The following is a 25170-nucleotide window of genomic DNA, read 5'->3' as shown; positions in this document are numbered from 1 at the left end:
TGGCGTCCGCCCCGACCGGATTGATCAGACCAGCTTGGTCAGCTTGGCCGCGATCTCGTACATTTCCTCGGGTGCATAGTCCGGGGTGAAGGCGCAGGGAACGCCGGCCAGTTGGTGGATCTTGCCGCCGTCGGGCATGCCGCGCACGACCTCCAGATTGCCGGGGGGATCGCCGGGCAGCGCGACTTCATCCTTGCTCCAGATACCCGCCATTTCGTTATAGTCGTCGGGGCTGAAGGTGTAGAGCCGGCGATGCGATCCTTCGTCGAGATACTTCTGCGATTCCGGGATCTTGTCCAGATTGATGTTAGGCGTCGGCAGCATCTTCTTCAGGTCGACGCCGGTCAGCTTCTGGATCGCCAGAGCGTAGGAGTGCGCATGCACTGATCCGCGGACGAGCAGATAACCGCACACTTCGCGGCCCGTCGGGTCGGTCAGCGTTTCGTACACGCGCAGCTTGTGAAGGCGCGCACCGCATTCCAGATGAAAATTGTGCAGCAGGTCGGTGATGACGTTGCCGGTCGTCGTGATGAAATCATTGTTCCACGACGCGCCGTTGCTGTTGACCGGCGTGACGCCGCCACCATTCGACAGGAACGAGGCCGCCAGCCGGATATCGGTCATATCCTCGAACGGCGCACCCGAAATGTCGCCGCCATCGCCGGTATCGTCGCCATCGGGCCCGTTGTTCAGCATCGCGACGCCGTTCGACACGAGTTCGACATGGCCCAGTTCCTCGGCTGTGATCGATGCCACGAGGCTGTAGAACGGACGCAGCTTGCTCTTCGAGCGGAAGTTGAAGCTCTGGAACATATAATTGCCCAGCGTGGACATCTCGCCATATTTGCCGCCCAGCAATTCCTGAAGTGCGGCGGCCGCGTTCGGGTCCTTCGCCTTGGGTGCAGGAAGATTGGCTTGCAGCTTGTCGACACGCATGAACATGGGTCGTACCTTTGAAAGGAGGAACCTGTTTAACCTGTCCCCGTCCGATTAGTTTCGATGATTGACCTATGTTGGAACGATTTGGGCGACTCAGCGTACAGGCCGCACTATATTTGCGCCGAACAGAAATCGGCGTCATTTTCATGACGGATAGGCACTTGATGGAACCCGGCGGGGTTCAGAGCGCATTCAACCGCGAGCCGTTATCCGGTACGCAATCCCGAACTATCCGACTGGAGTTTCCATGTTCCGTCCTGCCCTGATCGCCGTCGCCGCGATCCTTCCCGCCCTGACCATGCCGACGCTTGCGGCAGCGCAGACTGCACCGCTGGCCCAGGTGTCGCAGCATTTGCGCGGGGTGACGACGATGACGGCGGATTTCATCCAGACCGACCGCATGGGCAAGTCGGTCGGCGGCGTGCTGAGCATGAAGCGCCCCGGCAAGGTGCGTTTCCAGTATCAGAAGGGTGTGCCGCTGACGATCGTGGGGGATGGCAAGGCGCTCACTGTCTATGATTCGGCGGTGCGGCAGGAATCGCGCTGGCCGATCGGCAATTCGCCGCTGGCGGTGCTGCTCGACCCGTCGAAGGATCTGACCCGGATCGCCAAGGTGGTGCCCGCCCCCAACCCGCGCATGTTGCTGGTCGAGGCGCGCGACCCGAAGCATCCGGAGTTCGGCACGACGACGATCGCGTTCGACCGGGTGGCATCGGCCCCGGGCGGGCTGACCCTGATGGGCTGGTCCACGCTGGATGCGCAGGGCAATCGTTCGGCGGTGCGGCTGAGCAATCAACGGTTCAACGGCCCGGTCGACGATCGGCTGTTCCGCTGGACCAACCCGCGCCGCGCAGGTCCGCGCGGATAATTAGCCGTGATCCGTTCATCCGCGCGACAGGAACGAAGTCTATAGAGGGACTTGCGGTTGCGGAGCCGCCCCGGGTTTTCCCCCTGTTATCCGGTCAGGTTCCGTACCCCGCCTGCGTGACGAACGACAGGTCGGCCCTCGCTCCATGCCCCCGGAGCGGGGGCCTTTTTGTTTGAGCCGCGGTGTAACTGTTCGTACGATGCCGATGGTGCAGCGGGTGCGACACGGTGAATCTTGCGGCCGTAGCGAACGGGTTCTCGAACCCGCCTGATGCGTCATGTGGAGGACAGCAAGTCTCTGCCGCCCGTTGCATCACCGATCCACGCGCATGAGCCATTGGCGTAGTGACCGATCGATCGCTACATCGCACCGCATGGACCGGATCAAGATCGCATCGTGGAACATCAACTCGGTGCGAGCACGGCTCGATATCGTGCGGCAATTCCTGATCGACGAAACGATCGACATCCTGTGTTTGCAGGAAACCAAGGTCGTGGACGATATTTTCCCTGCGGCGGCGTTCGCCGAGCTGGGATATGTCCATCCCGTCCTGAACGGGCAGCGGATGCATCACGGCGTCGCGATCCTCAGCCGAGTGCCGCTGACCGCCGACCTGCGCCACGACTGGCAGGATAATGGCGAGGCACGCCATGTCGGTGCGGTACTGGAATGCGGCATAAGGATCGAGAATGTCTATGTGCCGGCGGGCGGCGACGTGCCGGACCGGGCGCTGAACCCCAAGTTCGGGCAGAAGCTGGATTTCATCGAGCGGATGACGCGCTGGTCGGAAACGGTGGCCGAACCCACGTTGCTGGTAGGCGATTTCAACATCGCGCCGCTGGAATGCGACGTGTGGAGCCACAAGCAACTGATCGACGTCGTCAGCCACACGCCGATCGAGGTCGCCGCGCTGGACCGGTTGCAGGCGGCGGGCAAGTGGGTCGATCTCGGCCGGACATTCGTGCCCGCGCCGGCCCCGCTGTTCACCTGGTGGAGTTACCGCGCGGCGGACTGGCGCGCGTCGAACCGCGGCCGGCGGCTGGACCATATGTGGGCGACGGCGGACGTGGCCGCCAAGGCGGTGGCGCACCGGGTACATGTCGACTGCCGCGACTGGCTGAAACCGTCCGACCATGTGCCGCTGGTGACCGAGTTCGCGCTGTGAGGGCGGCTTCCGAAGCCACGACCGATCCGCGCGCGGCGGCCCGCGCGATCGATGCGCTGCGCCGCGGCTGGCCGGTGACGGTTGCCGGCGAGGACGGCGCGATCCGGGTGCTGGCGATCGAGGGCGCGGACCCGGGCCGGCTGGCGGCGTTCGATCCGGCGGGCAGTGCGGGCGTGCTGCTGTCGCCGGCGCGGGCCGCGACGCTGAAGCTGGCGAACCAGCGGGCGGCGGGCGATACGGCGCAGCCGGTGCTGATCGGGCGGACGCCGTGGCTGGATTTCGACGGCGCGGTGGCGCTGGCTGACCCGCAGCTCGACCTGGCCACGCCGTTGAAGGGACCGTTCCGCGCGATGCCGCTGGTACCGGTCGCGGCGGCGGAGGCGGCGCTGGAACTGGCGCGCCGGGCGGGGTTGCTGCCGGCGTTCTTCCTGTTGCCCGCCGAGGGCCCGGTGGACATGCCGGTAGATGTTCGCGTGGCCGATCTGGCGGCGTTCGCAGTGCCTGCGAACCTGGCCATCGCGTCGCGGGCGCGCCTGCCGGTGGCGGCGGCAGAAACGGCGGAGATCGTCGCGTTCCGCACGCCGGACGACCCGACCGACCATGTCGCGCTGCTGATCGGCCAGCCGGACGGACGGCCGCCGCTGGTGCGGTTGCACAGCGAGTGCCTGACGGGCGATGCCTTGGGGTCGCTGAAGTGCGATTGCGGGCCGCAACTGGATGCGGCGCTGGCGGCGATCGCGGCGTCGGGCTGGGGCGTGCTGCTGTACCTGCGGCAGGAGGGGCGCGGGATCGGGCTGATCAACAAGCTGCGCGCCTATGCGTTGCAGGATCAGGGATATGATACGGTCGATGCGAACCTGCGGCTGGGGTTCGCGGTCGATGTGCGCGATTTCGGCGTGGCGGCGCGGATGCTGGCGCTGCTGGAGATCGATGCCGTGCGGTTGCTGACCAACAATCCGGCCAAGGTGGCCGGACTCGAGGCGGCAGGGATCGCGGTCGTCGAGCGTGTGGCGCATGTCGTGCCCTCCAACCCGCACAACCATGCGTATCTGGCGACCAAGCGCGACCGGACCGGCCACCAGCTGTGATCCGGGTCGATACGGCCGCCGGTACGGTGCAGATCGGCGAGCGGACGATCGGCTGCACGATCGGGCGGGGCGGCGCGTGCGACGCGGCCGACAAGCGCGAGGGCGACGGGCGGACGCCGCGGGGATCCTGGCCGGTGCGCGCGGTGCTGCTGCGGCCGGATCGGGTCGCGGTGCCAGAGGGGCTGACGCTGCCGTGGCGCTGGATCGCGCCGGCGGACGGGTGGAGCGACGATGTCCGCGATCCGGCGTACAACCGGCCGGTGACGCATCCGCATCGCTTCTCCGCCGAACGGCTGTGGCGCGAGGACGGGTTGTACGACGTGATTGTCGTGCTGGGTCACAACGACGCGCCGCCTGTGCCGGGGCTGGGCAGCGCCATCTTCCTGCATTGCCGCGATGGCGACCGTGCGACGGAGGGATGCGTGGCGGTGGCGCGCGACACCTTGCTGGCGCTGTTGCCGCAGGTTCGGGTGGGGACACTGGCGGAGGTCCGATAGCCGCTGAGGGGCGCGAAATAGGGGCGCGGGGCAAATGCGGGGTGCTTTTTTGGTAAGTCGTTGAATTCGCTCGAATAGGATTTCGGCCTATTGGAATGATCCACGTGAAACGCGCGGAAAACCGCCATTCCCTATGCGGGGAGGGTCGGGCGAGGTGCGGGTTTCGGCATGGTTTTCGACACGATCTGTGCGCTACGCGCGGTTCGGGCACCGGTTTAACGAGTTTTGCAGCGATGCCATGCGTCGAGCGCCTACCCGGACCGAGCGCCGACCTGACACGCAGTCAACGGGTACAGTGGCTGGCAATCCGGTGCGATCCGGACCGGGGCGCTACCACGTCGTGAAGGTCAGCTCGCCGAAGCAGCGGCTGTCCGCGCCGAATTCGAACGCGGTTTCCATTAATCCGTAAACTTCGCCGATAGCCACCAGCCTTCCGTAGGAACCGTTCCGCTCGGGTTGCGGAAGATCCATCAGGACGATGCGAAGATGGTCGGCCGCGTCGATATCGTCAGGAATGCCGGACTCGAAATAGAACTGGATGGTCCGGTCCCGATCATCGATCAGGCCAAGAAAGTTGCCCTGCACGCCGCGTACCTCGTCGGACCAGATCAGGTTGGCCTCGTGCAGATCGACTTGCCTGGCCTGATCGGAGGTCGGCCCGTTGCCGCAATCATTCCAGAACACCCGCATCCGTACACCTCCGAACCTGATCTTACCGAAACTCCTGATCCTGCTCCGAATATATGCGGTTTTGCGGAAAGGGTCGACACGGGTCTCCGCGGCTTTCCGACTATAAACAGCGATCGAGACGGCCGGGGGTTTCCCAAAAGAATCGTTCAACGGGAATGATGGAATGTCTCGTTGTGGTGGTTAGCGGCCGTTCGCGCGGATGATGAGCCGTCGTTTGAACATTACGGCCAGACGGTCCTCCGACACGCCGTTTAGCTCAGGTTCGCCCGACCAAGCGAAAACACCCTTTGTACCCTTCGGTGTTGGTGGTGGACCACCGAGCATGCCGGAGCATGTCGGCGGATCGAAACCCCAACTGTTCTTGATCGTCACGCGCGCTCCAGCCCGCAGGTCGCCCTTGTAAACGTGCAAGATGCGTAGCTGCCCGTCGCGATCATTGGCGATGCCACGCGTCAAAACGCCGTAGACAATGTTGTCCGAGGCGCGAGCGATAGCCTCCGCTCGCTGTTCAACCGTGGGCAGCGGCGGCTCGATGATCCCAGACGGAAGCGGAAGGCACGCTAGCGCCGTGGAGGGCGCAAGCATCAGGAAAGCCGAAGCTAGAGGCAAGCGCATATAATAGCCTTCGAGATAACGATCGTTCGACAGGCGGGAGGAAAGCACTTTGCGTCAGCGTCCACAATTGGGCGTTAGCGGACGTTTCAGCCTTCCCACAAACGCATGTGGCGCGGGAGAACTGCGCGCGATGCTGGCCCTGTGCTTTTGGGTGGCCATGCTTTCCCGAAACCTGTTCCCGATCGGGCTTTCCCGAAACTGCCTGTCGGACATGGCGAAATGGGAAGGCGGTGCGCGGTTTTCGACCGGCCGGAAACGGGCAAGGCCTTGGCGAGCGCTTCGTGGCTCGTGCCGAAGACATGCGCAGAAGGAGGCCTCACCCGATCCTCCCCCGCAAAGGCGGAAGAGGGTTCAGGGACGCGGTGGGACGGTTGCTAAGGCCCGGTCGCCGAACAGGGCGGTGCCGATGCGGACGTGGGTGGCGCCGATCAGGACGGCGGTTTCATAATCCTGCGACATGCCCATGCTGAGGCCCGGCAGGCCGTGGTCGCGGGCGAGTTTTGCGAGCAGTGCGAAATAGGGAGCGGCCTCCACATCGGCGGGCGGGACGGCCATGAGGCCGGCGACGGGCAGGTTCGCGGTGCGTGCGGCCGCAAGGAGCGCGGGCAGGTCGGCGATCGGGCAGCCGCCCTTCTGGTCCTCCGCGCCGATATTGACCTGGAGGAAGCAGTCGGGCCGGCGATCGGCCTTGTCCATCGCGCGGGCCAATGCTGCGACCAGCGAGGGGCGATCGACACTGTGGATCGCGTCGAACAGCGCGACCGCGGCGTCTGCCTTGTTCGATTGCAGCTGCCCGACGAGGTGGAGCGCGATGTCGGCGTGGGACTCGCGCAGCGCGGGCCATTTCGATTCGGCTTCCTGAACGCGGTTTTCGCCGTAAGCACGGTGACCGGCGGCGAGCAGCGGGGCGATCTCCGCGGCGCTGCGCGTCTTGCTGACCGCGATCAGCGTGACGGCGTGCGGCGTGGGGCGGAGTGCGGCGGCCCGCGCGATGCGCGTCACGGCGTCGGCGAGGCGGGCGGCGGGATCCGGGTTGGCGGAAGTATCGGATGTCATGGCGCGCGCTATACAGGCGACGATGCCGACACGCCACGCCCGACCGCCCGCCGTCCCGACACTGTGGCTGATGACCGACCCGCGGATGGGGGAAGCGCTGTGGCCGGCCCTGGCCCGGCTGCCGCGTGGGGCCGGCGTGATATTCCGTCATTATGGCGTGCCGGGGCGGCGCGCGCTGTATGACCGGGTGCGGCGGATCGCGCGGGCGCGCGGGCTGGTGCTGGTGCTGGCGGGTACGCCGCGCCAAGCGATCGGGTGGCGGGCGGACGGGGTGCATGGGGTGAAGGTCGGCCCGGCGCGACTGCGGACGGTGGGGGCGCATGACAGGGCCGAGGTGATGCGGGCGGCGCGGCTGGGTGCGGACTGCGTGCTGGTGTCGCCGGTGTTCGCGACGCGGTCGCATGTCGGGGGGGCGGCGCTGGGACGGGTGCGGTTCGGGATGCTGGCGCGGGGCGCGCGGATGCCGGTGATCGCGCTGGGCGGGGTCGGGGCGCGGGCGGCGCGCGGGCTGGCTGCGCTGGGCGCGCGGGGCTGGGCGGGGATCGATGCGTTTGTGAGGTGATGACTGGGTTTTGAGCTGGCGTCCAACCGGAGTGCGCACTTGCCCTGCGCATGTGGGCGTACGGTTGGTGTTGGGCCAGTCTTTGATCGCTTCGGACCGGACTTTGCGAGTGGATCAGCTATGATTGCTGAAGATGGATCCGGGCTAGGCTTCGGGCTTGGTTTTGGGGTGCTGTCGGCTTCTCGGCTTCGCTCGAAGGGTCCCTCGACTGCGCTCGGGATGGGCGGTTTCTAGGGCGGCCGGATCAGTGTTCGGCCCGTTTGGGCGGGTGGTCGTGTGTTCGGTGGACAGGATTGTCCTTCGATACGGGTCTTCGGCTTCGCTCAACCCCTACTCAGGACAAGCAGTGCTGGCGTGAGACCGAACCAATGCCTTGCACCACAGGTGATTGGCGTTCGCACATACTCCGCAGTCCGCTCACGGGATACACCGCGGTCAGAAGCGGAAGGCGGTGCCGATGTAGACGGCCTGGCTGTCGCGACGCTGATCGGCGATTGCGTCGATCCGTTCGCGCTGCGTCTTGTAGCGCAGGCCGCCGGCCAGATCGAGGTTGCGGGTGAGCGCATAGGCACCGCCCAGATCGACCGAATAGGTCTGGTCCGCGCCCAGCAGCGACGGGCGGCCGCCGATCGCGCGATCGGCGCCCAGTTGCAGCTTCGTGCTCCACTTGCGGTTCGCGAAGCTGACGCCCAGGTCGATCGCCTCATTGTCGATCGGCAGGATATTGCCCTCGGTCCGGGCGAAATCGCCGGACAGCGCGAACTTCTTCCAGCCGACCGAGACGCCCAGGCTGTAGGCGGACGGCGCGAGCGACAGGTTGGCGACGTTGGTGATGATCCCGGCGCGCTGCGCCTCGATCCGGGCATTGGCGGCGCGGGCGCGGACGGCGACCGTGACGGCCCGCCGGCTGCCGGGTGCGGCGGACGGAGTGAAGCGGAAGCCGCTGCTGTTCAGGCCCGACATCCGGGCGAGTGCCGCGCGGCGCGGATCGGCCGAGGCCGGGGTGAAGGAGCCAATGCCGCTGGCCGACGGAAGCGAGATGCCGGACGCGCCCGAAACGCGCTTGCGCGGCACTGCGGCGTCGGCACTGACGGGGGTGGCGACGGACGTGACGAAGGCGAGCGCACCCAGCACCCCGGACAGCCCAGCAATGGCGCGATTCGCGGCCATGGTCGTCATTCCCTGCACCCCTCTGAAAACTGCGCTAGCACGGCGGGGTTGCGCCTCGCCAGAGACCGCGAGCGATTCTCGGATGCGCTGTTGCACCAACTCCACAGGTGCCGCGCCGCAGGGGCGGGGGCGCGTGCTTGCGGGCGTGCGCCCAGGCCCTATAACGGTGGCGATCCCGCCGTTTTCGGACGGCCCTGCCCTGTTGCCTATCGAGGTTCCGTCATGCGTCTGTCCCGCCCCGCGCTCATCCTCGGCCTCGTCGCACTCACCGCATGCGGCGGGGGCAAGGAAAAGGCCGGCCTGGCGACCGCGATGGCGCCGTCGCGCGTCACGACGATCGGGGTGAACAGCTATCTGTGGCGCGCCGCGCTCGACACGCTGTCGTTCATGCCGATGGGGCAGGTCGATTCCAACGGCGGCGTGATCGTGACCGACTGGTACCAGAACCCGGCGTTGCCGTCCGAGCGGATGAAGGTGACCGTGTCGATCCTGGACCAGGACCTGCGTGCCGACGCGCTGCGCGTGGCGGCATCGCGCGAAGTGTATCAGGGCGGGCGCTGGACGGAGTCGCCGGTGCAGGCGGCCACCGTGCAGAAGCTGGAAGAAGTGATCCTGACCAAGGCCCGCGACCTGCGCCGTACCGCCGTTGCGGGCTGATCGCCACGTGATGATGGAAGGTCAGGCGCAGGGGTCCGCCCCGGTACGGTTCAACGCGCTCGACGCCGACCCGCGCTGGCAGGCGACCTGGGCGGAACGCGGCACGTTCGAGGCGGACGACGCGAGTCCGAAGCCAAAAAGCTATGTGCTGGAGATGTTCCCCTATCCGTCCGGGCGGATCCACATGGGGCATGTCCGCAACTATACGATGGGCGACGTGCTGGCGCGCTATCGCCGGATGACGGGGCACGAGGTGCTGCACCCGATGGGGTGGGACGCGTTCGGGATGCCGGCGGAAAACGCGGCGATGGAGAAGGGCGTCCATCCGGGCGCGTGGACGCGCGCGAACATCGCCGACATGCGGACGCAGCTGAAGCGGCTTGGCTTCGCGCTCGACTGGAGCCGCGAGCTGGCGACGTGCGAGCCGGACTATTACGGGCAGGAACAGGCGCTGTTCCTCGACCTGTTCGCGCATGGGCTGGTGTACCGCAAGGAAAGCGCGGTGAACTGGGACCCGGTCGATCATACGGTGCTGGCCAACGAACAGGTGATCGACGGGCGCGGATGGCGGTCGGGCGCGCTGGTGGAGCGGCGCAAGCTTAGCCAGTGGTTCCTGCGGATCACCGATTTCGCGGACGACCTGCTGGCCGGCTTAAGCGATCTGGACCAATGGCCCGCCAAGGTGCGGACGATGCAGGAGAACTGGATCGGCAAGAGTCGGGGCCTCAAGTTCCGGTTCGATATCGCTGATCCGTTGCCGGGTCACGAGACGCTGGAAGTCTTCACGACGCGGCCGGACACCATCTTCGGCGCGAGTTTCGCGGCGATCGCGGCGGACCATCCGATCGCGCAGGCGCTGGCCGCGAACGACGTAGGCCTGGTCGACTTTATCGCGACGTGCAAGCGGACGGGCACGGCGGCGGCCGAGGTCGAGACGGCGGAGAAGCTGGGCTTCGATACCGGGCTGCGCGTGGTGCATCCGTTCGATCCGGAGTGGACGCTGCCGCTGTTCGTCGCGAACTTCGTGTTGATGGAATATGGGACGGGCGCGGTGTTCGGCGTGCCGGCGCACGACCAGCGCGACCTGGATTTCGCGCGGAAGTATCAGCTGCCGGTGACGCGCGTGGTCGCCGCCAGCGCGGAGCAGGCGGATGCGCCGGTGGAGGACGAGGCGGACAGCGCGCCGGGCGTGCTGGTCCATTCGCGATTCCTGGACGGGTTGTCGGTCGAGGCCGGCAAGGCCGAGGTCATCGCGCGGGCGGAGGCCGGTGGCTGGGGCGAGGGCACCACCGTCTGGCGGCTGCGCGACTGGGGCGTGTCGCGGCAGCGTTACTGGGGCACACCGATCCCGATCGTGCATTGCGACGCGTGCGGCGTGGTGCCGGTGCCGACCGAGCAGCTGCCGGTGGTGTTGCCGGAGGATGTGACGTTCGACGTGCCAGGCAATCCGCTCGATCGGCACCCGACCTGGAAGCATGTCGATTGCCCGGCATGTGGGGCACCGGCGCGGCGCGAGACCGATACGCTCGACACGTTCGTCGATTCGTCGTGGTACTTCATCCGCTTCGCCAGCCAGCCGGACGACAAGCCGTTCGACAAGGCGGTGGCGGAACAGTGGCTGCCGGTGGGGCAGTATATCGGCGGAGTGGAGCATGCGATCCTGCACCTGCTCTATGCGCGGTTCTGGACGCGCGCGCTCAACCGGATCGGGCGGCTGGACGTGGCGGAGCCGTTCGGCGGGCTGTTCACGCAGGGGATGGTGACGCACGAAACCTATTCGCGCACGGTCGAGGAGCGGACCGAGACGGGCGAAGTGCTGACCGTGCCGAAATGGCTGTCGCCCGACGATATCGAGCGGCGCGACGCGGGTGTGTTCGAGACGGCGACGGGCTTGGCCGTGACGGTCGGGCGCGTCGAGAAGATGTCGAAGTCCAAGAAGAACACGATCGATCCGGGACCGATCGTCGACCAATATGGCGCGGACGCGGTGCGCTGGTTCATGCTGTCCGACAGCCCGCCGGAACGCGACCTGCCGTGGAGCGAGGCAGGGATCGAGGGGGCGTGGCGGCTGGTGCAGCGCGTGTGGCGGCTGACCGAGCCTGCCGCCGCCGGTGACGGTGTCGCGCCGGAGCTGGAGCGGCTGCGGCATCGCACGATCCAGGGCATCGCGGACGATATAGACGCGTTGCAGTTCAACAAGGCGGTGGCCAAGCTGTTCAGCTTCGTCGCGGCACTAGAGAAGGCCCCCGCAGGGCCGGACCGGGCCCGAGCTGCGGAGACGCTGATCCTGCTGGTCGCACCCATGATCCCGCATCTGGCGGAGGAAGCCTGGGCGCGGGCGGGGCATGACGGGCTGGTCGCCGATGCGGCGTGGCCGGCGGTCGACCCGGCGATGCTGATCGACGATCAGGTGACGATCGCGGTGCAGGTGAACGGCAAGCTGCGCGATACGCTGACCGCCGCGAAGGACGCCGACAAGGCGGTGCTGGAGGCGATGGCGATGGCATCCGACAAGGTGATCCGCGTGCTGGACGGCGCGACCCCGCGCAAGATCGTGGTGGTGCCCGGTCGTCTGGTGAACATCGTCGCATGAGGGGGGTACTCCTCGCGCTGATCGCCGCGGCCAGCCTGTCGGGCTGCGGGCTGCGGCCGGTCTATGCAGGGGGCGGCAGCGGGCCGGTGGCGACGGCGCTGGCCGATGTCGCGGTCGCGCCGATCCCGGGCAAGGCGGGCTATTTCATGCAGGGCGCGCTGGCGAGCCGGCTGACCGGCGGGGCGGCCGCAAGCAAGCGGATCGAGGTCGAGCTGGACGACCGGATCACCGGGTTCGGCATCCGCCGCGACCAGGCGGTGACGCGCGAGCGGCGGACGTTGCGCGCGCGATACCGGCTGGTCGATGCGAAGGCGGGTACGGTGCTGCTCGATGCGACCGCCAGTTCGGACGCGGGCATCGACGTGGTGAGTTCGGAATATGCGCTGATCGCCGCGGAGGAAACCGCGCTGGAACGGCTGTCGGGCGACATCGCCGACCAGATCGTGGCGCGGCTGGCGCTGTATGCCGAGCGGACACCCGCACCCGAATGATCCTCAAGCGCCCCCAGATGGAGCGGGCGCTGGACAAGCCGGACCCCGGGGTCCGCATGTTCCTGCTCTACGGCCCCGACGAGTCCGGGTCGCGCGAACTGGCCGGGCGGCTGGGCAAGGCGTTACCGGGCGCGGAACGGATCGACCTGACCGGCGCAGGGCTGAAGGCGGATCCGGCGCGCCTGTCGGACGAGGCGATGGCGATGTCGCTGTTCGGGGACAAGCGCTACATCCGCGTCGAGCCGGCGGGCGACGACATGATCGACGCGGCCGAGGCGCTGATGGAGGCGCCGGGCGCAGGCAATCCGGTGGTGGTGGTGGCCGGCGCGTTGCGCAAGGACGCCAAGCTGGTGAAGCTGGCGACGGCGCGGCTCGATGTGATGGCGTGCATTTCCTACCTGCCCGAAGGGGGCGAGGCGGACCGGATCGCGCTGTCCATGGGGCAGTCGCGCGGGGTCAGGATGGGGCCGGAAATCGCGCAGCGGCTGGCGGCGGCGAGCGGCGGGGATCGGGCGCTGCTGGCCCAGGAGATCGACAAGTTCGCGCTGTACCTGGATGCCGCGCCGGACCGGCCGATGGAACTGGACGCGGCCGGGTTCGCGGCGCTGTCTGCCGATGCGGAGGAAGGCGACGTCGGTGCGCTGGTCAATGCGACGTTCGATGGCGATCTGGCCGTGCTGGAGGCGGCGCTGGCGCGGATCGATGCGGCGGGCGAGGCGATTCCGGTGCTGCGGGCGCTGGGGCGGCGCGCGCTGCTGCTGTCCAACCTGCGCGCCGAGGTGGCCGGCGGCAGCAGCGTGGATCATGCGATGGCGACGGCGGGCAAGGCGGTGTTCTTCAAGGAACGCGGGATCGTGGCAGGGCAGGTCGCGCGCTGGAACCCGAAGGCGCTGGCCCGGACGATCGAGCGGCTGGCGGCGGCGGAGCGCGATGCGAAGTCTTCGCGATCAGCAGGGGGCGCCGGGTTGGGCGAGGAACTGTTCGCGATCGGCCGGCAGGCGCGGCGGGGGCGGTAGGATTTGGTGGGGTGTGGTTCATACTGCGCTTCTCGTCCTGACCTCGCCCTCCCGTCCATGCCGGGCGCAGTCGAGGCACTCATTCCCCCGAGCGTAGCCGAGGGGCCGAGGTCGGCTTCTCGGCTGCGCTCGAAGGGTCCCCGACTGCGCTCGGGGTGGGCGGAGTCTGGATTGTGGATTTTGAGGTTCAAGCGCTCAATCCGTTTGGTTCAAGCCTGTCGAGAACTTAGCTCCGGTTCTCGACAGGCTCGAACCAAACGGACTGTGGTGTGGTGCTGATGGACGCCGTGAATCTGTCCAACCGACTCAGATCGCCTCGCCGCTCAGGCGCTGGCAGATCATGTCGAGCTGGTCGAGCGTGGCGTAGCGGAGGGTGACGGTGCCGCCGTCATCGCTGTGGGCGATGCCAACCTTCAGGCCGAGCAGGTCGCCGATCTGGCGTTCGAGCGCCTGGATGTCGGCATCGGGTTCCGCCCTGGGGGCGGGCGTGCCGGGGGTGGCGGCGCGGTCGCGCGGGCCGCGCGCGTCGCGGGCGAGCTGTTCGGTTTCGCGGACGGACAGCCCGCGGTCGATGACCTGACGGGCGAGCAGCATCGGGTCCTTTGCGGTGACGAGCGCGCGGGCGTGCCCCATCGAAAGCGCGCCGGTCGACACGTCGTTGCGGACCGGTTCGGGCAGGTCGAGCAGCCGGACGAGGTTGGCAACGTGGCTGCGCGACTTGTTGACGAGCTTGCCGAGCGCCTCTTGGCTGTGGCCATAGTCGGCAATCAGCCGCTGATAGGCCTCCGCCTCCTCGATCGCATTCAGGTCCTGCCGCTGGATATTCTCGATCAGCGCGACTTCGAGCGTTTCGATATCGCTGAAATCGCGGACGATGACCGGCACTTCGTGCAGGTGCGCACGCTGCGCCGCACGCCAGCGCCGTTCGCCGGCAATGATCTGGTAGCCGCCGTCATGCGGGCGGACGAGGATGGGTTGCAGGACGCCGCGGACCGCGATCGACTGCGCCAGTTCCTCCAGCGCGGTCTCGTCGAAATGGCGGCGCGGCTGGCCCGGATGCGGGTGGATGGCGGCGACGGCGACGGACTGGATGCCCGGCGACCGCTGGCCGTCGGCGGCGACCGGTGCCTCGCGCTCGACCTCGCCCAGCAGGGCGGAGAGCCCGCGGCCGAGGCCGCCGGGCCGTTTCCTGACGCCGATACCGTCCGCGCTCATCCGCATCCCTCTCAAGCCGCCTTGGCAGGCGCGGGCAGCCGCCCGATCAGTTCGCGGGCCAGCGCGATATAGGCTTCCGACCCGGAACAGCGATGGTCGTAGATCAGCGCGGGCAGGCCGTGGCTGGGCGCCTCCGACAGCCGCACGTTGCGCGGGATGATGGTTTCGAACACCACATCGCCCAGGCAGGCGCGGACATCCTGCGCGACCTGTTCCGACAGGCGGTTGCGCTTGTCGTACATGGTGAGCGCGACGCCCAGGATCGACAGGCCGGGGTTGAAGCGCGAACGGATCCGTTCGAACGTCTGGAGCAGCTGGCTCAACCCTTCGAGCGCGAAGAATTCGCATTGCAGCGGGACGAGCAGCAGGCGGGCGGCGACCAGCGCGTTGATGGTGAGGAGCCCCAGCGAGGGTGGGCAATCGATGATGCACACGTCCCAGCGGGCGGGCGGGGCGGCGTTGATCGCCGCATCCAGCCGGTGGGTGCGATGTTCGAAATCGATCAGTTCGATCTCCGCCCCCGACAGGTCTACCGTGGCGGGGACGAGATCGAGCCGCGGGACCTTCGTCGCGATCGCGGCGTCGACGAGCGTGCTGTCGCCGCGCAGGACCTCGTAACTGGAGGCGCCGCGTTCGTTCTGGTAGATGCCGAGACCGGTCGAGCAATTGCCCTGCGGATCGAAATCGATGAGCAGAACGCGCCAGCCCGACGCGGCCAGCGCCGTGCCGATGTTGATCGCCGTCGTGGTCTTGCCCACGCCGCCTTTTTGGTTCGCGATGGCAATGCGGATCATCGCGACTCCTTTCGGCGGGTGGTCTGGCGGACGTCGGTCGCCACGACGATCGCGGCATCGGCGTCGGTCCGGCTGGACACGACGCGAAAGGCACCCTGCCATGTTCCGCGCACCGCATCCAGTTCCGACGATGCGGTCCGGCCCTTCGGCAGGATCCAGACGGTAGCACGATCGGAAAAGCGCACCGCGGTATCGAGCAGCTTCGGCAGCGGGGCATAGGCGCGCGCGGTGATCCGGTCGAACCGTTCGGTCGGCATCGTCTCGATCCGCCCGGCGTGGAGCGTGGCGCGGTCGCCAAGATCGAGCGCGGCGATCACGTCGGCCAGGAAGGTGGCGCGCAACCGACGGCTTTCGACCAGCCGGACCTCCGCCCCCAGGATCGCCAGCACGATGCCAGGCAGGCCCGCGCCCGACCCGATATCGAGCCAGTGGCCGCCGGGCGGGGCGAGATCGAGCAGCTGCGCGCTGTCGTCGATATGGCGCGTCTCGAACGCATCGAGGCTGGCGGCCGAGACGAGGTTCTGGCGAGCGGCCTCGTCGCGCACCATGGCGGTATAGGCGGCGAGCAGCGCCTCGGTCGTGCGGGGGGCGGTCATGCGGCCCGGCGGGGCGTCGTCGGCGCCCGGCGCGCCTGGACGAGAATCGCGGTGAGCGCCGCCGGCGTGATGCCGCGGATGCGCGCGGCGGCCTGCAGATCGGCCGGGGCGGCCATGCGGAGCCGCTCGACCATTTCCGCCGACAGGCCGCCGATCGTGGCGTAGTCGACGGTGTCGAGCGGCAGGTTCGCGCCGCCGAGCAACCGCTTCGCATCGGCGCGCTGCCGCTCGACATAGGGCGCGTAGAGCAGGTCGGCGATGACTTCGGTCACGATCGTGGCGTCCTGCGCCTGCGTGGCGGGCACAAGGCTGTTGACGGTGTCGCGCGCATGGCCTTCCGAAAAGGACTGGCGGAGCGTGGCGGCGGTGGGCGGGTGCAGCATGGCGGTGTCGATCGCGGCGCGGGTGGCCCGGTGCGCGGCGCGGCGGCGGTCCAGCGCCTGGCGCTTGGGGGCGCGGACCGCACCGGCGGCGACCGCCTGTTCGCCCAGCCGCGCCTCGGCATTGTCGGCACGCAGGTGCAGGCGGTTGTCGGCGCGCGCGGTGAGCATGCGGTAGGGTTCGGTCACGCCCTGCAACGTCAGGTCGTCCACCATGACGCCGATATAGCTGTCCGCGCGATCGAAGGAGACGGCGTCGCGCCCGCGGGCATGGGCGGCGGCGTTGAGGCCGGCGACGAGGCCCTGCCCCGCCGCTTCCTCATAACCCGTGGTACCGTTGATCTGCCCGGCGAGGAACAGGCCGGTCAGGCCGGTGACGGCGAGGCGGGTGTCCAGCGCGCGCGGATCGACATAGTCATATTCGACCGCATAGCCTGCCTCCAGGATGGCGACCTGTTCCAGACCGGCGATCGTGCGCAGGAAATCCTGCTGGATCGCGGGGGGCAGCGAGGTGGAGATGCCGTTCGGATAGACGGCGCGCGTATCGAGCCCCTCGGGTTCGAGGAAGATCTGATGACCGTCGCGATCGCCGAAGCGGAACACCTTGTCCTCGATCGACGGACAATAGCGCGGGCCGGACCCGGTGATGCGCCCGGAGAACAGCGGCGATACGTCGAGCGCACCGCGGATCACATCGTGCGTGGCCAGGTTGGTGCGGGTGACGGCGCAGTGGATCTGCGGCAGGCGCGGGGTACTGCTGTCCGGCGACATGGTCCAGACTTCGGTATCGCTCGCCTGCCGGTCGAGCCGGGCCCAGTCGATCGTGCGCCCGTCCAGCCGCGGCGGGGTGCCGGTCTTGAGCCGTGCCACGGGCAGGCCGAGATCGCGGAGATGCCGGCCGAGCCGGGTCGCGGCGCGTTCGCCCACCCGGCCGCCGGTGGTGGCGGTCAGGCCGCTGTGCAGGATACCGCCGAGGAAGGTGCCCGCGGCGATCACCACCGCGCCGGCATGCAGCAGGCCCGCACTGGTGCGGACGCCGGTGATGCGGTCGGCGGTACGGGTCAGGTCGTCCACCTCCGCCTCGACGATCGACAGTGTCGGGTAGGCGGCGAGCGCGGCGCGCACGACGGCGGCGTAGCGGACCCGGTCGGCCTGGACGCGGGGGCCCTGAACGGCGACGCCCTTGCTGCGGTTGAGCATGCGGTAGTGGATCGCGGCGGCATCCGCCGCGCGGCCCATGATCCCGTCCCAGGCGTCGACCTCGCGGACGATATGGCCCTTGCCGATGCCCCCGATCGCTGGGTTGCAGGACATTGCGCCGATCCGATCGGCCTGCATCGTCACCAGCGCGACACGCGCGCCGGACCGCGCCGCCGCCGCCGCCGCCTCGCAGCCGGCGTGGCCGCCCCCGATGACGACGACATCATAAGCCTGATCCATACCGGTCGCGTAGCAAAGCCGGGTGGGATTTGCACGCCTGGTCCAGCGATGTTCCACGTGGAACGTTATTTTCCCAGACAGAATTGCCCGAACAGGCTGTCGAGCAGCTCCTCGAACCCCGAACGGCCGGTCAGCCGGTCGAGCGCAAGCCGGGCGCGGCGCAGTGCCTCGGCCTGCAGAACGGCGTCGTGCAGGTTGGCAGCGTCGCGCATGGCGCCCTGTGCCTCGGTGAGTTCGGCGCGTTGCCGGCGGGAGATGGCGTGGCCGGCGGGAGCGGGCAGCAGGCCGGCGGCTTCCTCATGCAGCCAGGCGATGAGCGCGGGCAGTCCCCGCCCCGTCGCGCTCGATACCGCCAGCCGACCGTCCGGCACGGGATCGGTGCGGATGTCGGCGCGCGGAAACAACCAGAGCGTGCGCGGATGCGGCGGCGGCGGATCGTCGCCCAGCCAGAGAAGTAGGTCCGCATCGGCGATCCGGCCGCGGGCGCGGTCGATGCCGATCCGTTCGACCATGTCCCCGCCGTCGCGCAAACCGGCCGTGTCGGAGAAGAGAAAGGCGGTGCCGTCGATCGCGACCGGCACCTCGACCACGTCGCGGGTCGTGCCGGCAGCGGGCGAGACGATGGCGGCATCGCGGCCGGTGATGCGGTTGAGCAGGCTGGACTTGCCGGCATTGGGGGGGCCGGCCAGCACGACGGCGATCCCGTCCCGCACCCGTTCCACCGCAGGCGCGGCAAGCGCCGTCGCGATGGCGTCGGCCAAGGCGGCGGCCTGCTGCGCGATCGTGGCCGTGTCGGATGCGACGTCGTCCTCGTCGCCGAAATCGAGGCTTGCCTCGACCTGCGCCGCCAGCCGGAGGATCGCGCGCCGCCAGTCGTCGACCTGTCGCCCCAGCGTGCCATCCGCCATGGCAAGCGCGGTGCGGCGTTGCTGCTCGGTTTCGGCAGAGAGCAGGTCGCCCAGCGCCTCGGCCTCCAGCAGGTCCAATCGGCCGTTGGCGAAGGCGCGGCGGGTGAACTCGCCGGGCGCCGCGATCCGACAATCGGGAAAGCCGGACAGGACGACGAGCATCCGCGCGACCACGGCCCGGCCGCCGTGCAGGTGCAGTTCGGCCAGATCCTCGCCGGTCGCGGTCGACGGACCGGGAAACCACAGGAGCAGGCCGCGGTCGATCGTCGCGCCCTGCGCGTCCCGAAAAGTGCGCAGCGTGGCACGGCGGGGCACTGCCGGGCCACCGGCGACCGCCCGGACAACGGTGGCGGCGGACGGGCCGCTGATCCGCACGACGGCGATCCCGGCCGGGGGCGCGCCGGACGACAGCGCGAAGATCGTGTCGGGCACCGTTATTTCTTGGTGGAGGCCTTGCCCATCTGATCGGACAGCTGCTTCCAGAGCATCATCCCGGCCTCCCCCATCGGGGCCCAGCTCTTGAGCATCGACTGGAGCGAGTCCGCAGTGATCCCTTCCTCGATGTTGCGCTTCATCCGGTCGAGATAGGTGGCGTGCAACGGTTCAAGGTCCGGCAGGCCCATGAAGGTCCGCGCTTCCTGCGGCGTGCAGTCGATATCCACGGTGATCTTCATGGTCGTCCTCTTGCCCAACTGTCGCCCAACGGCATCGCATCCTGCTCGACACCTGTCGAGGGCACCGCGCCCAGGGGATGGCAGCGGACCCCGCCCCGCCCTAGATAGGCGACGATCATAGAGTGGAGAAGAGCATGGGTGACCGGATCGAAATCGCGACGCTGGACGGGGCGGCCGCGATGCCCGCCTATCGGGCCATGCCGGAGGGAAGCCCCAAAGGCGCGATCGTCGTGATCCAGGAGATTTTCGGCATCAATGCCGGGATCCGCGAGAAGGCCGATCGCTGGGCGACGCTCGGCTATCTGGCGATCGCGCCGGACCTGTTCTGGCGGATGGAGCCGGGTGTCGAACTGGACCCCGACGTGCCGGCGGAGATGGAACGCGCGTTCGACTTCTACAAGCGGTTCGATCTGGATGCGGCGATGCGCGACGTCGAGGCGACGATCAAGGCGGCGCGCGGCGATGCGGAAAAGGTCGGCGTGGTCGGATATTGCCTGGGCGGGCTGATTGCCTATCTGGCCGCGACGCGGACCGATGCGGACGCCAGCGTCGGTTATTATGGCGGCGGCATCGACACGAAGCTCAGTGAGGCGCACGCGATCGGTAAGCCGCTGATGCTGCATTTCGCGGGTGACGATCACTTCATCGATGCGGCGGCGCGGGCGGCGATCGGTGATGGGTTGGGGTCCAATTCTCGCGTCACGATCCATGATTATGCGGGTGTGGATCATGGCTTTGCCGCGACGTCCGGATCACGGCGGGTGGATGATGCGGCGCGGCTGGCCGATGGCCGGACCGAGGCGTTCTTTGCGGAGCATATTGGGTAGTGCTTAGCCCTCCCCCCACCGGGGGGAAGGTTGGGTGGGGGGTTTTGGCTGGAGGCGACCTTACCCCAAGCCGAGCCCCCCTCCCCGGCCATCCCCCCGGTGGGGAGAGGGAGCTTCACCAACCATCTTCAGCAGACACAAAAAAGGGGGCGGTGTCTCGTGACACCGCCCCCTTTTCGTTAAGCTCAGCCGAAGAGGGTCAGGACCCCGACCTGGGGGTCGATCAGACCGTCGTAGATCATCTTGCCGGCGACGTAGACGATGACCGCAAGACCGATATAGGCGATCCAGCGATAGCGTTCGATGACGCGGGCCAGCACGTTGGCGGCGATGCCCATCAGTGCGACCGACAGGATCAGGCCGAGCACCAGGATGCCGGGATGTTCGCGCGCGGCACCGGCAACGGCCAGCACGTTGTCGAGGCTCATCGACACATCGGCGAGCGCCACGGCCCAGGCGGCCTGCGCAAAGCTGCGCGGCTTTTTGAGCGTCGCTTCGTTGGTGTCACCATCCTGGGCCGACGCGCCGGGCTGAAGCTCGCGGTACATCTTCCAAGCGACCCAGAGCAGCAGGATGCCGCCGGCAAAGACGAGCCCGACGAGGGCGAGCAGCTGCGTCACGAGCAGCGCGAAGACCACGCGGAGCACGAGGGCCGCCGCGATGCCGATCAGGATGACCTTGCGGCGCTGATCCGCAGGCAGACCGGCCGCAAGCGCGCCGACGACGATCGCGTTGTCGCCGGCCAGCATGATGTCGATCAGCAGGACCTGCCCGAACGCCGCCAGCTGCGACGGCTGGGTTATGTTCGAGAAGTCGCTGACGATATGACCCCAGAGTTCCATCATGGCGTTTGTCCCTGCCCTCTCGCTTAGCTGTTCATCGAATCGAAGAAGTCTTCGTTGGTCTTCGAATCCTTCATCTTGTCGAGCAGGAATTCGACCGCGTCGGTCGTGCCCATCTGCATCAGGATCCGGCGCAGGACCCACATCTTGCTGAGCTTGGTCTTGTCGACCAGCAGCTCTTCCTTACGGGTGCCGGACTTGCCGATGTCGATCGCCGGGAAGATGCGCTTGTCGGCGATCTTGCGGTCGAGCACGATTTCCGAATTGCCGGTACCCTTGAACTCCTCGAAGATCACCTCGTCCATACGGCTGCCGGTATCGATCAGCGCCGTGGCGATGATGGACAGCGAACCGCCTTCCTCGATGTTCCGCGCCGCACCGAAGAAGCGCTTCGGCCGCTGGAGCGCATTGGCGTCGACACCGCCGGTCAGGACCTTGCCCGACGAGGGCACGACCGTATTGTAGGCGCGGCCAAGACGCGTGATCGAGTCGAGCAGGATGACGACATCCTTCTTGTGCTCCACCAGCCGCTTGGCCTTTTCGATTACCATTTCGGCGACCTGGACGTGGCGCTGCGCCGGTTCGTCGAAGGTGGAGGAGATGACCTCGCCCTTCACGCTGCGCTGCATGTCGGTGACTTCCTCGGGCCGCTCGTCGATGAGCAGGACGATCAGGAAGACCTCCGGATGATTGTCGGTGATGGCCTTCGCCATGTTCTGGAGCAGCACGGTCTTGCCGACCCGCGGCGGGGCCACGATCAGCGCGCGCTGACCCTTGCCCTGGGGCGAGACGATGTCGATGACGCGCGAGGACTTGTCCTTGACTGTCGGGTCGTGCGGATCGAGCGTGAGCTTCGATTCCGGATAGAGCGGCGTCAGATTGTCGAAATTGACGCGCGTGCGGACGACATCGGGGTCGTCGAAATTGACCGACACAAGCCGGACGAGCGCGAAATAGCGTTCGCCGTCCTTGGGCGCGCGAATCTCGCCCTCGACCGTGTCGCCGGTGCGCAGGCCGAATTTGCGGACCTGGTTGGGCGAGATGTAGATATCGTCCGGGCCGGCGAGATAGCTCGCCTCCGGGCTGCGCAGGAAGCCGAAGCCGTCCTGGAGCACCTCGATCGTGCCGACGCCCATGATCTCCTCGCCGCGATCGGCAAGGACCTTGAGGATCGCGAACATGAGGTCCTGCTTGCGCAGCGTGGAGGCGCCTTCGACACCGAGTTCGTCGCCCATCGCGACGAGCGCCGCGGGCGGGGTCTTCTTGAGGTCTTTGAAATGCATGGTGCGTTGGTCCCGATGCGGATTGGCCCACCGCGCGGCGGATCGCCTGGCGTCGGAGTCCCGGGGAGGGAGCCTCGCACGGACGGGAGGCAGCGCGGCTCGGGTAGGCGGCCGAGAGGGCCCGAGTCAAGGTTTTACGCCATGACCGTCATCCTGACGGTCGATAGGATAGCTTCAAGCCCTCAGAACGGCTTCACGATCACCAGCACGACGATGATCGCGGTGGCGATGCCGGGGACTTCGTTCATCAGGCGGAGCGCCTTGCCGGTGACCGGGCGTTCGCCACGGGCGAGGCGCTTGCCGTAGGCGACCATGTAGCCGTGATAGCCGGTCAGGCCGATTACCAGCAGGAATTTAAGGTGGAACCAACCCATCGTCCACGCGCCGATCGTGTAGGCGAGGATCAGCCCGAACACCCAGACCGCGATCATCGCCGGCGTCAGGATGATCAAGCGGAGCTTGCGTTCCCGGTCGATCCAGCGCTTTTCCTCGTCCGATCCGGGTGCCGATTCCTGATGGTAGATGTAGTAGCGCGGCAGCATGAAGAGCCCCGCGATCCAGAAAATCACGAAGATCAGATGGGCGGCCTTGATCCAGAGATAGGTCATCGCAAAGGCCGTCCCAAAAGTCATCGGCGTCGCACCTGTTCCAGCAGCCGTTCGACATGCGCGATCGNGCGATCGGCGTGTCGGGCAGGATACCATGTCCCAGGTTGAAGATATGCGGCCGTTCCGGGAACGCAGATAGGATATGGCGGGTCGCGGTTTCAAGCGGTTCGCCGCCCGCGATGAGCGCCAGCGGGTCGAGATTGCCCTGCACCGGCAGGCCGGCGGGCAGTTCGCGGTCGGCCCAGAGCGGATCGACCGTCTCGTCCAGCCCCAGCGCGTCGACCCGCGTTTCACGCGCATAGGCCGGCAGCTTCCCCCCCGCCCCCTTCGGAAAGCCGATGATCGGCACGCCCGGCCGCGCGGCCCGGACGGCATCGACGATCCGGACGGTAGGCGCGATGACCCAGCGTTCGAACTGCGCGGGCGACAGACTGCCGGCCCAGCTGTCGAACAGCTGCACCGCGTGGACGCCGGCGTCGATCTGGCCGATCAGATAGTCGATCGTGGCGGTGACGATGGCATCGATGATCGCGCCGAATGCCTGCGGGTCGCCGTAGGCCATGCGACGGGCGGGTGCCTGGTCCTTCGACCCCTGCCCCGCCACCATGTAGGTCGCGACGGTCCAGGGACTGCCGGCGAAGCCCAGGAAGGTGGTCTGGGGCGGCAGGGCGGCCGCGACGAGGGACACGGTGCGATAGACCGCGTCGAGCCGCTCCGGCACGCGTGCCAGCGCCTCCAGCGCATGGTCGGCGAGCGGGGGCGAGAGTCTGGGACCCTCGCCCACCTCGAACCGCAGATCCTGGCCGAGCGCGTGGGGGATGACGAGGATGTCGGAAAACAGGATCGCGCCGTCGAATCCGAACCGCCGGATCGGTTGCAGCGTGACGTCGGCCGCCGCGGCGCTGTCGTGGACCAGTTCGAGGAATCCGCCGCGATCGGCCCGGAGCGCGCGATATTCGGGGAGATAGCGCCCGGCCTGACGCATCAGCCAGACGGGCGGGATCGGTTGCCGGCGGCCCTGCAACACAGCCAGAAGCGGACGATCGCCGGTCGGATCGGACTCAAAAGCGAGGTCCATCTAATATCCTTTAAGAGTCTTAAGAGAGTCTGGAGGGGTAGTAGGCCCTGCTTGAATCGGGGTTTATTCGCCCCGCCCCGGATTGCCAACAGCCGTGCGGCAAGCGACTCGCGAGTCGTCGGCGAGTCGATGACTCGGCCCCCGTTATCCACAGGCCGAGTCATCCGGTGGAGCGCCTGTGGATAAGCGTGGAGAACGCGCCGGGCCAGCGGGGATGAACGCGGACCTTGAAAGCATCCCCGACCCTGGCCTACCGCAACCCCCACGGTTTTCCACAGGATCCCCCCCATCATGCGCCTGCACGTCCATCTGCTGTCCGATTCCACGGGCGAGACGCTGGAAAACGTCGCCAAGGCGGGGCTGGCCCAGTTCGACGGGGTGGAGGCGATCAAGCATTTCTGGCCGATGGTGCGGTCCGAAGGGCATCTCGACCGGGTGATGGTGGAGATCGGCAAGCATCCCGGACTCATCATCTTCACGCTCGCCAATTCGGAGGTGCGGCGAAAGCTGGAGGCGCGGTGCCGGGCGGCGGGAATCCCGGCGGTGGCGGCGCTCGATCCGGTGACGGACGCGCTGTCGCGGCTGCTGGGGCAGATCGCGAGTGCCCGGCCGGGGCGGCAGCATAATCTGGACGCGGCCTATTTCGCGCGGGTCGATGCGATCCAGTGGACGATCGCGCATGACGACGGCATCGCGTCGGAAAACTGGGAGGAGGCCGATATCCTGCTGGCCGGCGTGTCGCGCACGTCGAAGACGCCGACGTCGATCTACCTGGCCAATCGGGGGTACAAGACCGCGAACATCCCGGTGGTGCCGGTGTCGCCACCGCCCGCCAACATCTACACGCTGGAACATCCGCTGGTCGTGGGGCTGACGACCAGTCCGGACCGGCTGATCGCCATCCGGCGGAACCGGCTGCTGTCGCTGAACCAGGCGCCGGAGACGGACTATGTCGATCAGGAAGCGGTGGCGGCCGAACTGGCGTTCGCGCGGCGGATCTTCGCCGACAATGGCTGGCCGGTGATCGACGTGACGCGCCGGTCGATCGAGGAGACAGCGGCGGCGATCATCAACCTGGTGAACGAACGGCGCGGTGACGCGAGCGTGCTGGCGTAGTG

General features: G+C 67.7%; 26 protein-coding genes. 11 read left to right on the top strand and 15 right to left on the bottom strand.

Features of this window, described 5'->3' with window-relative positions; genetic code table 11:
* Positions 1–24: 24 nt before the first annotated feature.
* On the bottom strand, positions 25–942 hold the full coding sequence (locus BKY59_RS03825; protein ID WP_076068775.1) for a manganese catalase family protein: 918 nt from the start codon (positions 940–942) through the stop codon (positions 25–27).
* Between the two features lie 244 nt (positions 943–1186).
* Between BKY59_RS03825 and BKY59_RS03820 the strand changes: the two genes are divergently transcribed.
* The 4 genes from BKY59_RS03820 to BKY59_RS03805 all read left to right on the top strand — a co-directional run bounded on the left by BKY59_RS03820 (position 1187) and on the right by BKY59_RS03805 (position 4557).
* The gene (locus BKY59_RS03820) at positions 1187–1807 is read left to right on the top strand and encodes a LolA family protein (protein ID WP_076068774.1); all 621 of its coding nucleotides are present in this window, start codon (positions 1187–1189) and stop codon (positions 1805–1807) included.
* Positions 1808–2180: 373 nt separating this feature from the next.
* Positions 2181–2972, top strand: coding sequence for an exodeoxyribonuclease III (locus tag BKY59_RS17995; protein ID WP_076068773.1), 792 nt, complete (start codon positions 2181–2183; stop codon positions 2970–2972).
* Positions 2969–4060 carry a GTP cyclohydrolase II gene (gene ribA / locus BKY59_RS03810; protein ID WP_076068772.1) on the top strand — a complete coding sequence of 364 codons (1092 nt, stop codon included), beginning with the start codon at positions 2969–2971 and terminating at the stop codon, positions 4058–4060. The genes BKY59_RS17995 and ribA overlap by 4 nt, the downstream gene beginning before the upstream one ends.
* Positions 4057–4557 (top strand): L,D-transpeptidase family protein, encoded by a 501-nt coding sequence (locus BKY59_RS03805; protein ID WP_076068771.1) that lies wholly within the window; start codon positions 4057–4059, stop codon positions 4555–4557. The genes ribA and BKY59_RS03805 overlap by 4 nt, the downstream gene beginning before the upstream one ends.
* Before the next feature lie 330 nt (positions 4558–4887).
* On the opposite strand, the gene BKY59_RS03800 is transcribed toward BKY59_RS03805, so the two are convergent.
* The 3 genes from BKY59_RS03800 to BKY59_RS03790 all read right to left on the bottom strand — a co-directional run bounded on the left by BKY59_RS03800 (position 4888) and on the right by BKY59_RS03790 (position 6918).
* On the bottom strand, positions 4888–5247 hold the full coding sequence (locus BKY59_RS03800) for a hypothetical protein (protein WP_076068770.1): 360 nt from the start codon (positions 5245–5247) through the stop codon (positions 4888–4890).
* Between the two features lie 180 nt (positions 5248–5427).
* Positions 5428–5910, bottom strand: coding sequence for a hypothetical protein (locus BKY59_RS03795; protein ID WP_129586186.1), 483 nt, complete (start codon positions 5908–5910; stop codon positions 5428–5430).
* A gap of 303 nt (positions 5911–6213) precedes the next feature.
* Entirely contained in the window at positions 6214–6918 is a 705-nt protein-coding gene (locus BKY59_RS03790; protein ID WP_076068768.1) for a YggS family pyridoxal phosphate-dependent enzyme, read from the bottom strand.
* Between the two features lie 22 nt (positions 6919–6940).
* On the opposite strand from BKY59_RS03790, the gene BKY59_RS03785 reads away from it, so the two are divergent.
* Positions 6941–7480, top strand: coding sequence for a thiamine phosphate synthase (locus BKY59_RS03785; RefSeq protein ID WP_076068971.1), 540 nt, complete (start codon positions 6941–6943; stop codon positions 7478–7480).
* Positions 7481–7915: 435 nt separating this feature from the next.
* On the opposite strand, the gene BKY59_RS03780 is transcribed toward BKY59_RS03785, so the two are convergent.
* The gene (locus tag BKY59_RS03780) at positions 7916–8650 is read right to left on the bottom strand and encodes a porin (RefSeq protein ID WP_076068969.1); all 735 of its coding nucleotides are present in this window, start codon (positions 8648–8650) and stop codon (positions 7916–7918) included.
* Positions 8651–8872: 222 nt separating this feature from the next.
* Here BKY59_RS03780 and BKY59_RS03775 point away from each other — a divergent pair, with 222 nt between their 5' ends.
* Genes BKY59_RS03775 through holA form a run of 4 tightly spaced genes read left to right on the top strand, consistent with a single transcriptional unit; the run spans position 8873 to position 13407 of the window.
* Positions 8873–9307 carry a DUF3576 domain-containing protein gene (locus tag BKY59_RS03775; protein WP_076068767.1) on the top strand — a complete coding sequence of 145 codons (435 nt, stop codon included), beginning with the start codon at positions 8873–8875 and terminating at the stop codon, positions 9305–9307.
* A 13-nt stretch (positions 9308–9320) separates the two neighbouring features.
* A complete protein-coding gene (leuS, locus tag BKY59_RS03770; protein WP_076068968.1) occupies positions 9321–11900 on the top strand; it encodes a leucine--tRNA ligase in 2580 nt (859 codons plus the stop codon).
* Entirely contained in the window at positions 11897–12391 is a 495-nt protein-coding gene (gene lptE / locus BKY59_RS03765; RefSeq protein ID WP_076068766.1) for an LPS assembly lipoprotein LptE, read from the top strand. Before leuS ends, lptE begins: the two co-directional genes overlap by 4 nt.
* Positions 12388–13407 carry a DNA polymerase III subunit delta gene (holA, locus tag BKY59_RS03760; RefSeq protein WP_076068765.1) on the top strand — a complete coding sequence of 340 codons (1020 nt, stop codon included), beginning with the start codon at positions 12388–12390 and terminating at the stop codon, positions 13405–13407. The genes lptE and holA overlap by 4 nt, the downstream gene beginning before the upstream one ends.
* Positions 13408–13713: 306 nt before the next feature.
* On the opposite strand, the gene BKY59_RS03755 is transcribed toward holA, so the two are convergent.
* Genes BKY59_RS03755 through BKY59_RS03730 form a run of 6 tightly spaced genes read right to left on the bottom strand, consistent with a single transcriptional unit; the run spans position 13714 to position 19414 of the window.
* Entirely contained in the window at positions 13714–14622 is a 909-nt protein-coding gene (locus BKY59_RS03755; RefSeq protein ID WP_076068764.1) for a ParB/RepB/Spo0J family partition protein, read from the bottom strand.
* 11 nt (positions 14623–14633) lie between these two features.
* On the bottom strand, positions 14634–15416 hold the full coding sequence (locus BKY59_RS03750; protein WP_076068763.1) for a ParA family protein: 783 nt from the start codon (positions 15414–15416) through the stop codon (positions 14634–14636).
* Entirely contained in the window at positions 15413–16012 is a 600-nt protein-coding gene (locus BKY59_RS03745) for a 16S rRNA (guanine(527)-N(7))-methyltransferase RsmG (RefSeq protein ID WP_076068762.1), read from the bottom strand. The genes BKY59_RS03750 and BKY59_RS03745 overlap by 4 nt, the downstream gene beginning before the upstream one ends.
* Positions 16009–17889 (bottom strand): tRNA uridine-5-carboxymethylaminomethyl(34) synthesis enzyme MnmG, encoded by a 1881-nt coding sequence (gene mnmG / locus BKY59_RS03740; protein WP_338056504.1) that lies wholly within the window; start codon positions 17887–17889, stop codon positions 16009–16011. The genes BKY59_RS03745 and mnmG overlap by 4 nt, the downstream gene beginning before the upstream one ends.
* Before the next feature lie 8 nt (positions 17890–17897).
* Positions 17898–19172, bottom strand: coding sequence for a tRNA uridine-5-carboxymethylaminomethyl(34) synthesis GTPase MnmE (gene mnmE / locus BKY59_RS03735; RefSeq protein ID WP_076068760.1), 1275 nt, complete (start codon positions 19170–19172; stop codon positions 17898–17900).
* 2 nt (positions 19173–19174) lie between these two features.
* Positions 19175–19414, bottom strand: coding sequence for a DUF6489 family protein (locus tag BKY59_RS03730; RefSeq protein ID WP_076068759.1), 240 nt, complete (start codon positions 19412–19414; stop codon positions 19175–19177).
* A 134-nt stretch (positions 19415–19548) separates the two neighbouring features.
* Between BKY59_RS03730 and BKY59_RS03725 the strand changes: the two genes are divergently transcribed.
* Entirely contained in the window at positions 19549–20241 is a 693-nt protein-coding gene (locus BKY59_RS03725) for a dienelactone hydrolase family protein (RefSeq protein WP_076068758.1), read from the top strand.
* Positions 20242–20426: 185 nt separating this feature from the next.
* Here BKY59_RS03725 and BKY59_RS03720 read toward each other — a convergent pair whose 3' ends face one another.
* The 4 genes from BKY59_RS03720 to hemE all read right to left on the bottom strand — a co-directional run.
* On the bottom strand, positions 20427–21086 hold the full coding sequence (locus tag BKY59_RS03720; RefSeq protein ID WP_076068757.1) for a TerC family protein: 660 nt from the start codon (positions 21084–21086) through the stop codon (positions 20427–20429).
* Positions 21087–21109: 23 nt separating this feature from the next.
* Entirely contained in the window at positions 21110–22366 is a 1257-nt protein-coding gene (rho, locus tag BKY59_RS03715) for a transcription termination factor Rho (protein ID WP_076068756.1), read from the bottom strand.
* 182 nt (positions 22367–22548) lie between these two features.
* The gene (locus BKY59_RS03710; protein WP_240499946.1) at positions 22549–22998 is read right to left on the bottom strand and encodes a CopD family protein; all 450 of its coding nucleotides are present in this window, start codon (positions 22996–22998) and stop codon (positions 22549–22551) included.
* Positions 22999–23042: 44 nt separating this feature from the next.
* A partial coding sequence (gene hemE, locus BKY59_RS03705; protein WP_240499945.1) for a uroporphyrinogen decarboxylase occupies positions 23043–24052 on the bottom strand: 1010 nt, incomplete at its 3' end.
* 288 nt (positions 24053–24340) lie between these two features.
* On the opposite strand from hemE, the gene BKY59_RS03700 reads away from it, so the two are divergent.
* Positions 24341–25168, top strand: coding sequence for a pyruvate, water dikinase regulatory protein (locus BKY59_RS03700; protein ID WP_076068754.1), 828 nt, complete (start codon positions 24341–24343; stop codon positions 25166–25168).
* Positions 25169–25170: the final 2 nt, after the last annotated feature.

Origin of the sequence: Sphingomonas montana (assembly GCF_001956315.1) — a bacterium.
In the GTDB taxonomy this organism is placed as follows: domain Bacteria; phylum Pseudomonadota; class Alphaproteobacteria; order Sphingomonadales; family Sphingomonadaceae; genus Sphingomonas_R; species Sphingomonas_R montana.
This window is presented reverse-complemented; position numbering and strand designations above follow the sequence as displayed.

What these genes read in the sequence shown, in the direction of transcription:
- BKY59_RS03825 (WP_076068775.1), bottom strand. Translation starts at nt 942, where the DNA reads ATGTTCATGCGTGTCGACAAGCTGCAAGCCAATCTTCCTGCACCCAAG.
- BKY59_RS03820 (WP_076068774.1), top strand. Translation starts at nt 1,187, where the DNA reads ATGTTCCGTCCTGCCCTGATCGCCGTCGCCGCGATCCTTCCCGCCCTG.
- BKY59_RS17995 (WP_076068773.1), top strand. Translation starts at nt 2,181, where the DNA reads ATGGACCGGATCAAGATCGCATCGTGGAACATCAACTCGGTGCGAGCA.
- BKY59_RS03800 (WP_076068770.1), bottom strand. Translation starts at nt 5,247, where the DNA reads ATGCGGGTGTTCTGGAATGATTGCGGCAACGGGCCGACCTCCGATCAG.
- BKY59_RS03790 (WP_076068768.1), bottom strand. Translation starts at nt 6,918, where the DNA reads ATGACATCCGATACTTCCGCCAACCCGGATCCCGCCGCCCGCCTCGCC.
- BKY59_RS03785 (WP_076068971.1), top strand. Translation starts at nt 6,941, where the DNA reads ATGCCGACACGCCACGCCCGACCGCCCGCCGTCCCGACACTGTGGCTG.
- BKY59_RS03780 (WP_076068969.1), bottom strand. Translation starts at nt 8,650, where the DNA reads ATGGCCGCGAATCGCGCCATTGCTGGGCTGTCCGGGGTGCTGGGTGCG.
- BKY59_RS03775 (WP_076068767.1), top strand. Translation starts at nt 8,873, where the DNA reads ATGCGTCTGTCCCGCCCCGCGCTCATCCTCGGCCTCGTCGCACTCACC.
- leuS (WP_076068968.1), top strand. Translation starts at nt 9,321, where the DNA reads ATGGAAGGTCAGGCGCAGGGGTCCGCCCCGGTACGGTTCAACGCGCTC.
- lptE (WP_076068766.1), top strand. Translation starts at nt 11,897, where the DNA reads ATGAGGGGGGTACTCCTCGCGCTGATCGCCGCGGCCAGCCTGTCGGGC.
- holA (WP_076068765.1), top strand. Translation starts at nt 12,388, where the DNA reads ATGATCCTCAAGCGCCCCCAGATGGAGCGGGCGCTGGACAAGCCGGAC.
- BKY59_RS03755 (WP_076068764.1), bottom strand. Translation starts at nt 14,622, where the DNA reads ATGAGCGCGGACGGTATCGGCGTCAGGAAACGGCCCGGCGGCCTCGGC.
- BKY59_RS03750 (WP_076068763.1), bottom strand. Translation starts at nt 15,416, where the DNA reads ATGATCCGCATTGCCATCGCGAACCAAAAAGGCGGCGTGGGCAAGACC.
- BKY59_RS03745 (WP_076068762.1), bottom strand. Translation starts at nt 16,012, where the DNA reads ATGACCGCCCCCCGCACGACCGAGGCGCTGCTCGCCGCCTATACCGCC.
- BKY59_RS03730 (WP_076068759.1), bottom strand. Translation starts at nt 19,414, where the DNA reads ATGAAGATCACCGTGGATATCGACTGCACGCCGCAGGAAGCGCGGACC.
- BKY59_RS03725 (WP_076068758.1), top strand. Translation starts at nt 19,549, where the DNA reads ATGGGTGACCGGATCGAAATCGCGACGCTGGACGGGGCGGCCGCGATG.
- BKY59_RS03720 (WP_076068757.1), bottom strand. Translation starts at nt 21,086, where the DNA reads ATGATGGAACTCTGGGGTCATATCGTCAGCGACTTCTCGAACATAACC.
- rho (WP_076068756.1), bottom strand. Translation starts at nt 22,366, where the DNA reads ATGCATTTCAAAGACCTCAAGAAGACCCCGCCCGCGGCGCTCGTCGCG.
- BKY59_RS03710 (WP_240499946.1), bottom strand. Translation starts at nt 22,998, where the DNA reads ATGACTTTTGGGACGGCCTTTGCGATGACCTATCTCTGGATCAAGGCC.